The sequence below is a fragment of the Cedecea neteri genome (genome assembly GCF_000758325.1).
GTDB classification, from domain to species: domain Bacteria; phylum Pseudomonadota; class Gammaproteobacteria; order Enterobacterales; family Enterobacteriaceae; genus Cedecea; species Cedecea neteri_B.
Genome location: NZ_CP009459.1, coordinates 3,956,383 through 3,971,166, shown reverse-complemented (window position 1 = coordinate 3,971,166; position 14,784 = coordinate 3,956,383). Strand labels below are relative to the sequence as shown.

14 protein-coding genes, 1 tRNA gene and 1 riboswitch are annotated in these 14,784 nt (G+C 56.4%); of the genes, 10 read left to right on the top strand and 5 right to left on the bottom strand.

Annotation, left to right across the window (positions count from 1 at the left end):
- Positions 1-120: 120 nt before the first annotated feature.
- A tRNA-Asn gene (locus LH86_RS18590) sits at positions 121-196 on the bottom strand.
- Positions 197-387: 191 nt separating this feature from the next.
- On the opposite strand from LH86_RS18590, the gene LH86_RS22300 reads away from it, so the two are divergent.
- The 8 genes from LH86_RS22300 (at position 388) to zigA (ending at position 9,319) form a co-directional block, all read left to right on the top strand.
- On the top strand, positions 388-753 hold the full coding sequence (locus LH86_RS22300) for a copper resistance protein (protein WP_071842846.1): 366 nt from the start codon (positions 388-390) through the stop codon (positions 751-753).
- A gap of 48 nt (positions 754-801) precedes the next feature.
- A complete protein-coding gene (locus LH86_RS18585) occupies positions 802-2,688 on the top strand; it encodes a protein-disulfide reductase DsbD family protein (protein WP_039304448.1) in 1,887 nt (628 codons plus the stop codon).
- Positions 2,685-3,314, top strand: coding sequence for a DsbA family protein (locus LH86_RS18580; protein ID WP_039304445.1), 630 nt, complete (start codon positions 2,685-2,687; stop codon positions 3,312-3,314). The genes LH86_RS18585 and LH86_RS18580 overlap by 4 nt, the downstream gene beginning before the upstream one ends.
- The gene (locus LH86_RS18575; RefSeq protein WP_052045616.1) at positions 3,304-3,849 is read left to right on the top strand and encodes a protein disulfide oxidoreductase; all 546 of its coding nucleotides are present in this window, start codon (positions 3,304-3,306) and stop codon (positions 3,847-3,849) included. The genes LH86_RS18580 and LH86_RS18575 overlap by 11 nt, the downstream gene beginning before the upstream one ends.
- Positions 3,850-4,058: 209 nt before the next feature.
- Positions 4,059-4,976 carry a nitrogen assimilation transcriptional regulator NAC gene (nac, locus tag LH86_RS18570; protein ID WP_039304442.1) on the top strand — a complete coding sequence of 306 codons (918 nt, stop codon included), beginning with the start codon at positions 4,059-4,061 and terminating at the stop codon, positions 4,974-4,976.
- A gap of 106 nt (positions 4,977-5,082) precedes the next feature.
- A complete protein-coding gene (cbl, locus tag LH86_RS18565; protein ID WP_008458004.1) occupies positions 5,083-6,027 on the top strand; it encodes an HTH-type transcriptional regulator Cbl in 945 nt (314 codons plus the stop codon).
- 385 nt (positions 6,028-6,412) lie between these two features.
- Positions 6,413-7,957, top strand: coding sequence for a methyl-accepting chemotaxis protein (locus LH86_RS18560; RefSeq protein WP_039304439.1), 1,545 nt, complete (start codon positions 6,413-6,415; stop codon positions 7,955-7,957).
- A gap of 141 nt (positions 7,958-8,098) precedes the next feature.
- A complete protein-coding gene (zigA, locus tag LH86_RS18555; protein ID WP_039304435.1) occupies positions 8,099-9,319 on the top strand; it encodes a zinc metallochaperone GTPase ZigA in 1,221 nt (406 codons plus the stop codon).
- Positions 9,320-9,363: 44 nt separating this feature from the next.
- Here zigA and LH86_RS18550 read toward each other — a convergent pair whose 3' ends face one another.
- Genes LH86_RS18550 through LH86_RS18535 form a run of 4 tightly spaced genes read right to left on the bottom strand, consistent with a single transcriptional unit; the run spans position 9,364 to position 12,506 of the window.
- Positions 9,364-10,296, bottom strand: a complete 933-nt coding sequence (locus tag LH86_RS18550; RefSeq protein WP_039304432.1) for an ABC transporter substrate-binding protein — start codon at positions 10,294-10,296, stop codon at positions 9,364-9,366.
- Positions 10,297-10,321: 25 nt separating this feature from the next.
- A complete protein-coding gene (locus LH86_RS18545) occupies positions 10,322-11,092 on the bottom strand; it encodes an ABC transporter permease (RefSeq protein WP_039304428.1) in 771 nt (256 codons plus the stop codon).
- Positions 11,089-11,829 (bottom strand): ABC transporter ATP-binding protein, encoded by a 741-nt coding sequence (locus LH86_RS18540; protein ID WP_039304424.1) that lies wholly within the window; start codon positions 11,827-11,829, stop codon positions 11,089-11,091. The genes LH86_RS18545 and LH86_RS18540 overlap by 4 nt, the downstream gene beginning before the upstream one ends.
- Complete coding sequence (locus LH86_RS18535; RefSeq protein WP_039304421.1) at positions 11,826-12,506, bottom strand: TenA family protein; 681 nt, start codon at positions 12,504-12,506, stop codon at positions 11,826-11,828. The genes LH86_RS18540 and LH86_RS18535 overlap by 4 nt, the downstream gene beginning before the upstream one ends.
- A gap of 59 nt (positions 12,507-12,565) precedes the next feature.
- Positions 12,566-12,667, bottom strand: a riboswitch (TPP riboswitch).
- A 163-nt stretch (positions 12,668-12,830) separates the two neighbouring features.
- Between LH86_RS18535 and LH86_RS18530 the strand changes: the two genes are divergently transcribed.
- Both LH86_RS18530 and LH86_RS18525 read left to right on the top strand, forming a co-directional pair.
- Positions 12,831-13,853 (top strand): LLM class flavin-dependent oxidoreductase, encoded by a 1,023-nt coding sequence (locus LH86_RS18530; RefSeq protein ID WP_039304418.1) that lies wholly within the window; start codon positions 12,831-12,833, stop codon positions 13,851-13,853.
- Between the two features lie 100 nt (positions 13,854-13,953).
- On the top strand, positions 13,954-14,682 hold the full coding sequence (locus LH86_RS18525) for a MerR family transcriptional regulator (RefSeq protein WP_039304415.1): 729 nt from the start codon (positions 13,954-13,956) through the stop codon (positions 14,680-14,682).
- Positions 14,683-14,784: the final 102 nt, after the last annotated feature.

Below are 14,784 nucleotides of genomic sequence, written 5' to 3'. Positions count from 1 at the left end.
ACTAATTAAAAAAGTGAACGGCTGATGCAGAGGAAAAATGAATTTTGTGAAGGTGGAAACTTTGTGAAAAATCAAAAGCAAAAAGCCCGCTTAAGTTTCCTTAAGCGGGCTTCTTAAATATGGCTCCTCTGACTGGACTCGAACCAGTGACATACGGATTAACAGTCCGCCGTTCTACCGACTGAACTACAGAGGAATCGTGTGAACGGGCCGCATATTAGCGAGGCCGCACGGGCTTGTCAAAGCCTCCAAAGCGTCTTTTGTATCGTTTGCCGATAAAACAAGCAAAAATTACCAGAAAACAGTCTCAGACATAACTTTACAGCGCAAAGATTGCCAATCTTTCGTCAGCCGCTAAGATAAGCCGGGTTAAACAGTGAGGACCTGATGGTAAAACAGCGGCGGATAGGGATTTGGTTTCTTTGCCTGGCATGTGTTGTGGTACTGGTTTGTACCGCACAGCGCATGGCGGGCCTGCACGCGTTGCAGATGGAAACCGCGGCCAGCACCGTTGCTGCCCAGGCGGATAACCCACAGGCTGATGGTGACTCACCGGTCACGCCCTGTGAACTTAGCGCCAAATCATTATTGAGCGTGCCGCCAGTCTTGTTTGACGGGGCGTTGTTCGCACTTTGCCTGCTGCTTTCCTTGCTGGCGCCCGTACGTGCCACGCGAATGCCGTTCTCTCGTCCAAGAGCGACTTCCCCTCCCACCCTCAGAGTGCATCTCCGTTTCTGCGTCTTCCGTGAATGACAGACCGGCTGTTTCCGACAGTTAGTTAATCATTTATGGAGAAAAAACATGTTTATTCGCTTCAGGCAGGCGCTGCTGTGCCTGCTCATGCTTTGGCTGCCCGTGTCCTGGGCGGCGGAGTCAGGCTGGCTGCAATCGCCGGATAACGATCATGCCAGCGTCAGGCTGCGCGCGGATACTTCGGGCAATAACGAAACGCGTCTGTTACTGGACGTGAAGCTCGAAAAAGGGTGGAAAACCTACTGGCGATCCCCTGGGGAAGGCGGCGTCGCCCCAGCCATTGCCTGGCAGGGAGATATGCCAAAAGTAGAGTGGTTCTGGCCTACGCCAGCGCGTTTTGACGTTGCCGGGATCACGACTCAGGGCTACCACGATCGGGTCACCATTCCGATGGTGTTTCACGGCCAGGTGCCGGAGACTATCCGCGGCGTGCTGACGCTTTCTACCTGCAGTAACGTTTGCCTGCTGACCGATTATTCCTTTAGCCTCACGCCATCCGCAGCAGATGCTCAGTTTGCCCATGATTTCGCTCAGGCGATGGGGCAGGTGCCGGTTGAAAGTGGGCTAACGGATTCGCTGGAAGCGGGTTACCGCTCGGGAAGTCTGGTCATCAGCGCCGTGCGTGCCGGAGGCTGGGCGAATCCGGGTCTTTATCTTGACCCGCCGGAAGAGGCCGATCTTGGCAAACCAACCTTCCACATTAACGGTGATTCGCTGCAGGCCACGGTGCCGGTTAGCGACAGCTGGGGGGAAAGTGCGCCAGATCTGCGAGGAAAGTCGATCACGCTGGTGCTGGCCGACAACGGCATTGCTCAGCAAAACACGCTCACCATTGATTCAGCGCCTGCCGCAGCAGGGGGAAATGATGCCTTCCCGCTATGGCAGGTAGTCCTGATGGCGCTGGTGGGCGGCCTGATCCTTAACCTGATGCCGTGCGTACTCCCGGTGCTGGGTATGAAGCTGGGTTCGATTCTGCTGGTGCAGCAGAAAGATCGGGGCCTGGTGCGGCGGCAGTTTTTAGCCTCGGTCGCGGGAATTATTGCTTCATTTATGGTGCTGGCGCTACTAATGACCGTCCTGCGGCTGACCAACCAGGCGCTGGGCTGGGGCATTCAGTTCCAGAACCCGTGGTTCATCGGCTTTATGGCGCTGGTGATGCTGGTGTTCAGCGCTAACCTGTTCGGGCTGTTTGAATTCCGGCTTTCTTCCAATATGAACACTCGCCTGGCAACGCAGGGTGGCAATGGTATGGCCGGACATTTCTGGCAGGGTGCTTTTGCCACGCTGCTGGCGACGCCGTGCAGTGCGCCTTTCCTCGGCACGGCGGTGGCGGTCGCGCTCACGGCTTCCTACCCCGTATTGTGGGGGCTGTTCCTCGCCTTAGGGTTGGGGATGAGTCTGCCGTGGCTGCTGATCGCGCTTCGTCCCGGCCTTGCGATGCGTTTGCCGCGTCCGGGCAAGTGGATGACCTGGCTGCGTCGCGTGCTTGGCCTGCTGATGTTAGGTTCGGCTATCTGGCTGGCAAGCCTGCTGCTGGTGCATTTCGGCGTTTCGGCTAGCAAGCCTGGACAGGAAAACATCGCCTGGCAGCCGCTCAGCGAGCAGGCGATTCAGGACGCCCTGGCGCAGCATAAGCGCGTTTTTATCGATGTCACCGCCGACTGGTGTATTACCTGCAAAGCCAACAAATACAACGTGCTCAACAAAGAGGACGTGCAGGCTGCGCTGCAGGCGCCGGATGTGGTTGCCCTGCGGGGTGACTGGACGCTGCCATCCCAGCAAATCACTGACTTTTTAAGAAGCCGCGGCCAGGTCGCCGTGCCGTTCAACCAAATTTATGGCCCAGGCCTGCCGGAAGGCAAAGTGCTGCCGACGCTGCTGTCCCGCGATTCGGTCCTGACTACCCTGGATGATGCCAAAGGAACGAAACAATGAAATATGCATTTATTTTAATCTTATCGCTGTTCTCCGGCCTGGCGCTGGCGGCAAAAGAAGAGCCCGCCCCGTTTTCTGCCGAGCAGCAAAAGCAACTGGAAGTGTTGATTGAACAGGCGTTGTTTAACGATCCGGCCAGTCCGCGATTCGGTGCTAAAAAGCCCGTGTTAACCCTCGTGAACTTCACAGATTACAACTGCCCGTACTGCAAACAGCTCGATCCGATGCTGGAGAAAATTGTGCAGAAATACCCGGATGTGGCTGTGATCGTGAAGCCGCTGCCGTTTAAAGGAGAAAGTTCCGTGCTGTCGGCGCGTACTGTCCTGACGACCTGGCGTCAGCATCCGGACCAGTTCCTGGCGCTGCATGAAAAACTGATGCAGAAAAAGGGCTATCACGATGCGGCGAGCATTGCGGCTGCCGTTGAAAAGAGCGGAGCAACGCCGGTGACACCGGACGAAAAAAGCATGGAAACTTTAAGCACCAACCTCCAGTTAGCGCGTATCGTGGGCGTGCAGGGTACACCAGCCACCATTATTGGCGATGAAATGATCCCCGGGGCGGTGCCCTGGGAAACGCTGGAAGAGGTAGTAAAAGAAAAACTGGCGGCTGCCCATGGCAAGTAAACTGCGGCGCTGGCTGCGGGAAGGCTTAATTCTGCTGGTTTTACTGGCGGGCGTGATGCTGGTGATGGACTGGTGGCGTGCGCCCCAGTCGCCAGTGGCTTTTGATGCCACGCCGCTGCACACGCTGGACGGGCAGGATGTCACGCTCGGCGCGCTGAGCGCGGAACGCCCGCTGCTGGTCTATTTCTGGGCCAGCTGGTGCGCCGTCTGCCGTTTTACCACGCCGGATGTGGCGAAGCTGCAGGCTGAAGGGCAGAACGTGATAACCATTGCGCTTCGCTCAGGTAATGAAAGCGAGGTTTCCCGCTGGCTGGCGCGTAAAGGCGTCCAGTTCCCGGTGGTCAATGATGCCGATGGCGCCATTTCCCGCAGCTGGCAAATTGGCGTCACGCCGACATTTGTTATCGTCGATAAAGGCCAGGTCGTGTCCACCACCAGCGGCTGGACGAGCTACTGGGGAATGAAAATTCGCCTGTGGTGGGCCGGAGTGAGATTCATTGTGCCGGCTTATCACCGGCACGCTGTTTTTTCCTGAAATGCACCATCTCGGTGCATTTGTACCTCTTATGGGGCATAAGCAAGCCTCCTGTTTCGTTAATCCTCGCGGGGGCTTTATCAGTTTCTCTTATTATCCAGCCTGTTATCTCGTTTACGCCGTAAACGAAAAATGTGGCAAGCATATTGCAAAACCTTTTACGACATCACTGCCATGACTGGCACTGGCATTCCGTAATAGGGGGCAAAATGAATTTAAGACGACTGAAGTACTTCGTAAAAATTGTTGATATTGGCAGCCTGACCCAGGCCGCAGAAGTACTGCACATCGCACAGCCGGCGCTCAGCCAGCAGGTTGCCACTCTGGAAGGGGAGCTGGATCAGCAACTGCTGATCCGCACCAAACGCGGCGTCACGCCGACGGAAGCCGGAAAAATTTTATATGCTCACGCGCGGACGATTCTGCGTCAGTGCGAGCAGGCTCAGCTGGCGGTGAATAATGTGGGCCAGACTATGCAAGGCCTCGTCTCGATTGGTCTTGCGCCGGGGATGGCAGCATCCTCGATTACCATGCCGCTGCTGCAGGCCGTGCGCGCCGAGCTGCCGGATGTGCAGGTGTATCTGCATGAAAATAGCGGTTCACAGCTGAACGACAAATTGCTCAGCGGGCAGCTTGATATGGCGGTGTTGTATGACCGCACGCCAACGGCGGGGCTGACCAGCCAGCCGCTGCTGAAAGAGGATTTGTTCCTCGTGGGCACCCGTGACTGCCCGGGTAACAGCGTTGATTTGTCGGACGTTGCGGCTATGAATCTTTTCCTGCCCCGCGACTACAGCGCGGTTCGCAAGCGCGTGGATGAGGCTTTCTCCCTGCGCCGCCTGACGGCAAAAATTATCGGTGAGATCGAATCTATTTCGACCTTAACGGCGGCTATTGCCAGCGGTATGGGCGTGACCGTGCTGCCGGAATCCGCCGCGCGTTCACTGGCCGATTCATCCGGTGGCTGGATGGCGCGCATTACCAGCCCGTCGTTAAATTTACCTCTGTCGCTGAACCTGTCCGCGCGGTTGCCGCTTTCACCTCAGGCCCAGGCGGTAAAAGAAATTCTTATGTCTCTGGTCACCCGCCCGGCGCTGGAAAATCGCGAACTGATGCTGGTGGGCTAAGCTCGCTTATTACCAAATGGAATAGGTTGCTGGTTTTTATTATTTGTCCCACCGGGGCTGTGACTTTAACAATGGTGTAAAGAACAGTCATGATCCCGGGGGCGATGTGAATTTCCAGCAACTAAAAATAATCCGCGAGGCGGCGCGGCGGGACTACAATCTCACCGAAGTCGCCAATATGCTTTTCACCTCTCAATCTGGCGTCAGCCGCCATATTCGCGAGCTGGAAGAAGAGCTGGGGATTGAAATATTCATTCGCCGCGGCAAACGGTTATTAGGTATGACCGAACCGGGTAAAGCTCTGTTGGTGATTGCCGAACGTATTCTCAACGAAGCCAGCAACGTGCGTCGCCTGGCCGACCTTTTCACTAACGACACCAGCGGTGTCCTCACCATCGCCACCACCCACACACAGGCCCGCTATAGCCTGCCGGTGGTGATCAAAGCCTTCCGCGCCTTATTCCCTGAAGTTCGCCTTGAGCTGATTCAGGGCACGCCGCAGGAAATCGAATCGCTGCTACACAGCGGGGCGGCGGATATTGGCATCGCCAGCGAGCGTCTGAGCACCGATCCTTTGGTGGTGGCCTACCCGTGGTTCCGCTGGTATCACAGCCTGTTGGTTCCGCAGGGGCATCCGTTGATTCATACCAGCCCGCTTACGCTGGACGATATCAGTCGCTGGCCGCTGATCACTTACCGACAGGGTATCACCGGGCGTTCCCGTATAGATGAAGCGTTTGCCCGGCGTGGTTTAACGGCTGATGTTGTGCTTAGCGCCCAGGATTCTGACGTAGTCAAAACCTACGTGGAGCTTGGCCTGGGCATTGGGCTGGTGGCCGACCAGGCCAGCGGCGAAGAAGGTAGCCTGGTTCGGCTGGACACTCGCCACCTGTTTGACGCGAACACTGTCTGGCTCGGGATCCGCCGTGGGCAACTGCAGCGTAACTACGTCTGGCGCTTTATTGAGCTGTGCAACCCCGAGCTGTCGGTCGAGGAAATTAAGCGCCTGGCGCTGGAGCCAGAAGAACCCGCCATCGATTATCAAATCTGATATTTCCCTGCGCTGAAAAGGGTAATTCAGTATTGTTAATAAAATATTAAATAATTAAATAAACCGGTGCGTGGTGAATTTATATTTGCCACGCGCTTGCTGTATTTTAAAAAATAGTGTGGGGGAGAGCATTGCTCTCAGCAAAATAGATTAAAAAAACGTTCCCTATCGCAAATTATCGATCAATAGATATTCAATTAATAGCTTTCAGCTATCTGTCTGGCCAGACCATAAGAAAAAACCGATCAAATTCATAAAGTTAATCTGAATATATCCGATAAGCCTGTACGAGGTGCTTCCATCCCTTTGTGCTATTTATTTTCTGCTGTTTCGGCCGCAGAGGATTTTGTGCATTCATAAAAATACGGTTCTCAAGGGAGAAAAAATGTCACTACATGATGTAAAAATTCGCAGCAAGTTAACGCTGACGATTGCTATTTTTATTGTGCTGATGATCTTCAGCTCAGGGCTTTCTTTGCTCAGCCTGAGCCGGGCAAATACCGGCATTCAAACGATTGTTAATAATGATTACCCGACAACCGTTAAAGCCAACGATCTGATTGAGAGTTTCCAGGAGTTTGTGAACACGCAGCAGCTAATGCTGCTGGATGAAGCGGGTACATTTCGCCAGAAATCAGAAAAACACCTTACGGAGATTAGTGCGCATATTACCGCGCTGCTGGCTGACCTGAACAAATCCAGCACCGACGCGGCTTCACAAAAAGCGCTGAGTGAACTGGCCGACATTCGTAAAGAGTATCTGGACTCACGTTTCCGTATTTTACAGGCGGTACAGCAAAACGATCGTGCCGCTGCGCTGCAGGAAATGATGGCCACCACCATTCAGGTGCAGGAAAAATACAAAGACAAAGTGCAGGAACTGATTGCTATCCAGAACCAAAAAATGACTTCTGCGGGGCAACAGGTAGATAAAGATTATCGCTCTAACCGGCTGGTCACTGTGCTTCTGACCTTGCTGAGTATCGCGCTGGGCAGCCTCATCGGTATGTTTGTGGTGCGCTCCATTACTCGCCCGCTGGTTCGCGCCGTTGAGTTTGCCGGTGCGATTGCCGAAGGCGACCTTACGGGTAACATTACGGTGACTCATAAAGATGAAACAGGCGAACTGTTGCAGGCGCTGATGAGCATGAAAGTCCGCCTGCAAGAGATTGTCCATCAGGTTCAGCAGGGGTCGGAAACAATCTCTTCTGCCGCCGCACAAATTGTCGCCGGGAACCAGGATCTTGCGGCTCGTACCGAAGAGCAGGCCAGTTCTGTAGAGGAAACGGCGGCTTCTATGGAGCAGATCACCTCCACGGTGAAAAACACCTTTGACCACACCAACGAGGCAACCAGGCTCTCTTCCGAAGCCGCAACGGTGGTGAAAAACAACGGCCAGATGATGTCTCAGGTCACCAGCAAAATGCGTGTGATTAATGAAACCTCCAACCGTATGTCGGACATCATTAACCTCATCGACTCCATCGCGTTCCAGACTAACATTCTGGCGCTGAATGCGGCGGTAGAAGCGGCTCGCGCCGGGGAGCACGGCCGTGGTTTTGCCGTGGTTGCCGGGGAAGTTCGCCAGCTGGCGCAGAAAAGTGCCTCATCGGCGAGCGAGATCAGAAGCCTGATTGAGAACTCAACCACTCAGACTCGTGAGGGCATGGAGCTGGTGGAAAAAGCGAACGTGCAGATTGCCGGCATGATCAACAACGTGCAGGAAATGAACACTATCCTCGGGGAGATCAAGCAGGCCAGTCAGGAGCAAACGGACGGCATTTCCCAGATCAACAGCGCCATTGGCATGATTGATTCCACCACCCAGCAAAACTCTGCCCTGGTGGAAGAGTCGGTTGCCGCCGCGGCATCTCTGAACGATCAGGCGAAGCAGCTACGCGACCTGGTGCGGGTATTCCGCCTGCAGTAATTCAGTTTTCCTTCTCAAAGCCAGCGCTAGCTGGCTTTTTTCATTTCTACGCCCGGTTTTTATCTCCGGCATGACAATGTCGTCCATTTTTGTTATGTTATAACATATCAATAATAGCTGCACAGTCAGTGAGGAGTTGCAATGTCATCGTTAACACAGGCCCACAGTCGGCCAAAGAAACTGCCCGTTACCGTGCTGTCCGGTTTTTTGGGCGCCGGAAAAACTACTTTGCTGAACCATATTTTAAATAACCGGGAAGGGCGGCGGGTGGCGGTGATCGTCAACGACATGTCCGAGGTGAATATTGACGCCGCACTGGTGCGTGAGGGTGGTTCCAGTCTGACGCGCACCGATGAAAAACTGGTGGAGATGAGCAACGGCTGTATTTGCTGCACGCTGCGTGAAGATCTGCTGGTGGAAATCAGCCAGCTTGCCCGGGAAGGGCGTTTTGATAACCTGGTCATCGAATCTACCGGTATTTCCGAACCGCTGCCCGTGGCGGAAACATTCACTTTCGTGGATGACAAGGGCGAAAGCCTCTCCGATATCGCCCGGCTCGACACCATGGTGACGGTGGTGGACGGCTTTAACTTCCTTCGGGATTATGAATCCTACGACAGCATTCAGTCTCGCGGCGAATCCATGGGCGAAGAGGACGAACGTACCGTGGTCGACCTGCTGATTGACCAGATAGAGTTTTGCGACGTTCTAGTTCTCAACAAAACCGATCTGATCGGCGACGCAGAGAAACGCCGCCTGATGTCCGTCCTGCACTCCCTTAACCCACGGGCAAAAATCATCACTTCGGCGTTTAGCCAGGTGAGCCTGGACCAGGTTCTGGATACCGGGCTGTTTGACTTCGATGCTGCAGCCCAGGCGCCCGGCTGGCTAAAAGAGCTACGCGGGGAGCATACGCCGGAAACTGAAGAATACGGCATTCGTAATTTTGTTTTTCGCGCCCGACGCCCCTTCCACCCGGCGCGTTTCCAGATGGTGACCGACGGCGGGCTTAAAGGCGTTATTCGCTCTAAAGGGTTTTTCTGGCTGGCGAGTCGCCCTCATCATGCCGGATCCTGGTCCCACGCGGGCGGCGTGATGCGCCAGGGGCTGGCAGGGATGTGGTGGGCCAGCATTCCCCGTGAACAGTGGCCGCAGGATGCCGAAAGCCTCCGGCACATTTTAAAGCACTGGGAAGACGGCATCGGCGATGCGCGCCAGGAGATTGTTTTCATCGGCATTGATATGGATGAGGCGAGTCTGCGCGAGAAGCTGGAGTATGCCTTACTCACCGATGCCGAAATGGCCGAAGGCCCTAAAGCCTGGGCCCGGTATTACGATCCGATTGATGCCTGGTTTGACTGACTGAATGCCCGGCTGCCCGTTGGCAGGCGGCCGGGCCATCTGGCTTAGTGCAGCTCTACGGCGTAGTCATCCACCGGGGTGATTTTCTTGATCAGCTTGTTATCAAACAGGAACTGCTCATAGGCCTGGTAGCGGGCGCGGTCGAGTTTGGCCGGGTCGGCAGCAAACAGCGGCAGGCTTGCCTGCCAGGCCTGCTTATTCAGCTCGGTATTCAGTTCCGCATGGGCTTTGGCAAAAGCCTGCCAGGTTTCCTGCGGATGCGCCTGCAGGTACTCGTTGCCTTTTTTCAGCGCGGCGAAGAATTTTTTGATCTTCGCTTCATTCGCCGTTTTGCGATTCGCCACAAAAATCAGCTCATCGTAGGCCGGGACGCCGTAGTCCTCGACGTTAAACACCACCGGGGGCTTACCCTGAAGCTTCAGCTCGAGCGCTTCGATATTGCGGTAGCCGCCGATCACCGCATCCACCTGGCCCGCCAGCAGGGCACTGGTGAGCTGGAAGTTGACGTTGATGAGCTTCATTTCTTCCGGTTTGACGTGCTCATGCTCAAGCATGGTGGCAAGCGTCGCCTGCTCGATACCGCTGACGGAATAGCCGATTTTTTTGCCTTTGAGATCCGCCGGAGATTTAATGTTTTGATCCAGCGTCATCACGGTGTTCAGCGGGGTGTTAATCAGCGTCCCGACGCGCACCAGCGGTAGACCCTGATCGGCAAAGAAATGCAGCTGCGGCTGGTAGGTAATCGCCAGATCTGCCTGCCCGGCGGCAACCAGGCGCGGCGGCAGAGCAGGGTCAGACGGGGGAACAATCTTCACGTCCAGCCCCTCGGCCTTAAAAGCGCCAATTTGTTCTGCCACCATAATCGGCGCGTGATCGGGGTTAATGTACCAGTCCAGCACCAGGGTCAGCTTTTCGGCGGCTGAGGCCTGAGCGGCAAAGGCGGCGGTGAGCAGCAGGCCACACAGCGTTTTTTTCATCTTCTTAATTCCTTCATTAAGGCGGTTATTCGTTGTTTTCAGGCGACCAGACAATCAGCCGCCGCAGCAGGGCATCGACCGCCAGCCAGAGCAGAACGGTCATCAGGACTAAAATAAACAGCGCGGCAAAGCAGACATCGGTTTGCATGCGGGCGTTGGCGTTGAGCATCACGTAGCCCAGCCCTTCGGCAGAACCCACCCATTCGCCAATAATTGCCCCGATGGGGGCGACGGCGGCGGCCATGCGCAGCCCCGAGCCAAAAGCAGGCAGCGCCGCCATCAGTCGGACGTGCCTCAGCTGCGCCCAGCGTGAAGCCCCCATCGTGCGAGCCAAATCCAGATAGTCGTTATTCACCCGGCGCAGACCGTCAAAGAACGACGACACCACCGGGAAGAAAATCACCAGCACCGCCATCGCCACTTTGGCGCTCATGCCAAAACCGAACCACAGCACCAGCAGCGGCGCCAGGGCAAAGACCGGGATCGCCTGGCTGGTGAGTACCAGCGGCATCAGCCAGCGCTGGAGGCGGGGGGAAAACATCATGCCCAGCGCCAGGCCTGCACCCAGCAGTACGCCCAGAATTAGTCCGCTGATAATCTCTAAGGCTGTGACCAGCGTGTGCCAGGCGAGATAATCGCGGCCATCCCATAAAGCCAGCGCTACCGAAGCGGGAGAGGGCAGAAGAAAGGCGGGAATATTGCCGAGGGTAAGCAGGTACCAAAGCAGCAGCAGCCCGGCAAAAACGGTCAGCCCACGGCGCAGGCGGGTAGCATGAGTGTCTGACGTCGGCTTCATTCGGCGGCCCTCATTAACTGCTGCAGCAGCCCGGCCTGGCTTTGGAGCAGATCCACATCGTCCGGCGCGCGGGGCGGTTGCCCGGCAATAACATGCGTATCGTCAATGCCAGCAGGCCAGCGGGAGAGCACCAGCAGGCGATGGCTGAGCCGACAGGCTTCCATCGGATCGTGGGTGATCAGCAGCACGGTATTTTTCGCCAGCAGCCTGGCCGCCAGATCCTGAATGGCCGTGCGGGTAATGGCATCCAGCGCCGAAAACGGTTCATCCATCAGCACTATCGGGCGCTTTTCGTAAAGCGTTCTGGCGATGGCGGCACGTTGCCTCATCCCGCCCGAAAGCGAAGCTGGCAGGGCTTTGGCATAGCCAGCCAGCCCGACCTGTTCAATCAAATGCTCCGTCCATTGCCTGTCGACTGTTTCACCACGCAGGCGAGCACCGAGGGCCACGTTCTGCTCAATGCTGAGCCACGGGTAGAGCAAATCTTTCTGCCCCATCCAGGCGATGCGCCCGGCAACCGGCAGCCCATCGCTACAGGTCACGCTTCCTGCACTGGCCTGCGACAGCCCGGCGATAATCTTTAGCAGGCTGGTTTTACCGGCTCCGCTCGCGCCCAATAGCGCCACGAAGCTGCCGCCGGGAATATCAAAATTCAACCGCTCAAAAATGGTCTGCTGACCAAAGCGCAGGCTGAGATCGCGCACCTGAATGCCCGGCGAAGTCGCGCTGTCGATCATGAGGCATTCAGCCCCATCTGCCAGAACGCGGACTCAAGCTGCGTCGCGGTGGTAAAAATCTGCGATAGCTCCGGGAAACGGCTTTCCGCGCCACGCTGCTGACCTACCGTTTCGAGCAGTTGCACAGCGGCCTGCACGCCGATGAGGTAGCCCTCATCGCCGTAGTTACGGATCCAGTTCGCGTAGGGATTGCCTGCCATCACCGTGTCGGGGCTATGCAGCAGGCCAAGGCCGATTTCTGCATATCCGGCCACGCAGGGCAGCAGCGCCGCCAGAAGATCGAGCGCGTCGCCTGAATGGCCAATATCCAGCACGTAGCGGGTGTAGTTCATGGTTTCCGGGGCTTCCGCCTCGGCCGCCATTTGCGTTTCATCCAGCCCCCAGCTTTGACAGTAAGCCACATGGAGTGGCAGCTCGGAGACAATGGCATTCAGCGAAGCGGTCGCGGTGCGCATCTCCGGCAGAGTGCGGAGCTTGCTCACCAGCAGGGCGTAGGCGCGGGCAAAGTGAATCAGGAAAAGATAATCCTGAGTCAGATAGCGCTGAAATGCGGCTTTAGGCAACGTGCCGGCGGCAAGCTGCTGTAGAAAAGGGTGAGCGACGTAATCCTGCCAGTGCTGGCCAGCCTGCTCGCGCAGTCGTCCGTAAAGACCATTTTCGAAAAGTGGGGTGTACATGGGACCTCCTGGGTAAATGGAGATCCGGGCGCGCAGAGGTATGAACAGACAATAACAGAGCTGTGATTGCCGACCGTCCCTTCGCTGGCATGACCCAGATCAGGTTCAAAGGGTTCGGCTTGCGCCATCTCAGCCCATACAGGACACCCCTCGGAGGTGCCTGTTATACGACATTTACTTTTTGATTACAATCGCCGGGCAGCGTCGTTGCCCCCACTGAAACCGACGATCCGTTTAGTGCGGTATCGCAATATTTTGCTGGCACCCGGGGTGGGAATTTTGTCACTGTAGGCCAGTTACCTCCGAGTCTAAGGACGATATCCGATGAAAAAGATTGGCTTTCTCTCGTTTGGCCACTGGTCGCCTGCCGCCCAGTCCGGCACGCGCTCCGCGGCGGATACGCTGCTGCAGTCCATCGACCTGGCCGTTGCCGCCGAAGAGCTTGGCGCGGACGGGGCTTACTTCCGCGTGCACCATTTTGCTCGCCAGCTAAGCTCGCCTTTCCCCCTGCTGGCAGCAATCGGGGCGAAAACCAAACGCATTGAAATCGGCACCGGTGTGATCGACATGCGCTATGAAAACCCGCTTTACATGGTAGAGGATGCGGGCGCGGCGGATTTGATATCCGGTGGCCGCCTGCAGCTTGGGATCAGCCGTGGCTCGCCGGAACAGGTGATCGACGGCTGGCGCTATTTTGGTTATGTGCCCGGCGAAGGCGAAACCGAGTCTGACATGGCGCGTCGTCATACCGAAGTGTTCCTCGAGGCGCTGAAAGGGGAAGGTTTTGCCGAGCCGAATCCGCAGCCAATGTTTCCTAATCCGCCGGGGCTGCTGCGTCTGGAGCCGTTTTCGGCCGGGCTGCGGGAGCGCATCTGGTGGGGGGCAAGCTCCAACGCGACCTCTGTTTGGGCAGCGCAGTTAGGAATGAATCTGCAAAGCTCCACGCTGAAAACCGATGAAACCGGCGAGCCGTTCCATATCCAGCAGGCGAAGCAAATCCGCGCTTATCGGGCCGCGTGGAAAGAAGCGGGCCATACGCGTGAACCGCGCGTTTCCGTCAGCCGCAGCATCTTCGCGTTAATGGACCAGCGCGACCGCAACTACTTCGGCGGCAGCGGTAAAGAAGGCGACCAGGTTGGCTACATCGAGCCACAAACCCGGGCCATTTTCGGCCGCAGCTATGCCGCTGAACCGGAACTGCTCATTAAGCAACTGGCGCAGGATGAAGCGATTGCTGAAGCCGACACGCTGCTGTTAACCGTGCCAAACCAGCTGGGCGTGGATTATAACGCGCACGTGATCGAATCTATTCTGAAGCACGTTGCACCGGAGTTGGGCTGGCGCTAAAGGGCATCGGGGCTGAAAAAAGTGCAAACACTTGGCTCTTCATTCAGCCCTGCATAATCCGTAGTATATTGTGAGTATTCATGGTTATCAGGTGCTCTTCATGTCTTACTCCATCGGCGAATTTGCCCGGCTGTGCGGGATAAACGCCACCACGCTTCGTGCCTGGCAGCGTCGCTATGGCCTGCTCAAGCCAATGCGAACCGATGGCGGTCATCGGCAGTACAGCGATGAAGATATCCAGCAGGCGCTTAACATCCTCGACTGGGTGAAAAAAGGGGTGCCGGTCAGCCAGGTGAAGCCGCTGCTGGCCCGGCCTGAAGCACGTCGGGCGAACAACTGGTTGGGCCTGCAGGAAAGTATGCTCCAGCGGCTCAATGAGGGAAAAATCGAATCCCTTCGCCAGCTTATCCACGATGCAGGCCGGGAATATCCGCGCGCGGAACTGGTGACGGAAGTTTTACGCCCGCTGCGCAGTAAAGTCTCGGCCAACGTACCGGCGATCATGACCCTGCGCGAGATCCTCGACGGCATCATTATCGCCTACACGTCGTTTTGCCTCGAAGGGGATAAAAGAGCGCCCGGTGACAACTGCCTGATTACCGGCTGGCATCTGAGCGATCCCTGCGAAATCTGGCTGGAAGCGCTCAGGCGAACCGGCCAGGGGCACCGTATCGACGTGCTTCCCGTGCCGCCAGCCGTTCTGGCCCCGGAAATCTTTCCTGACCGAAAATGGCTGCTGGTCACCTCTGGTAAGCTGACGGCGGCACGTAAAAAGCAGCTTGAACTCTGGCAGCAGCAGGGCGCTACGCTCGAGATCATTCCCCTCTAGGTTCGTTTTCCCCCTCCACAACATGCTCATCAAATGACCTGCTGAAAACACGGCGGGTCGATATTTGCTGTCAAAAAATAAAATTTCCGCATTACCTTTCTG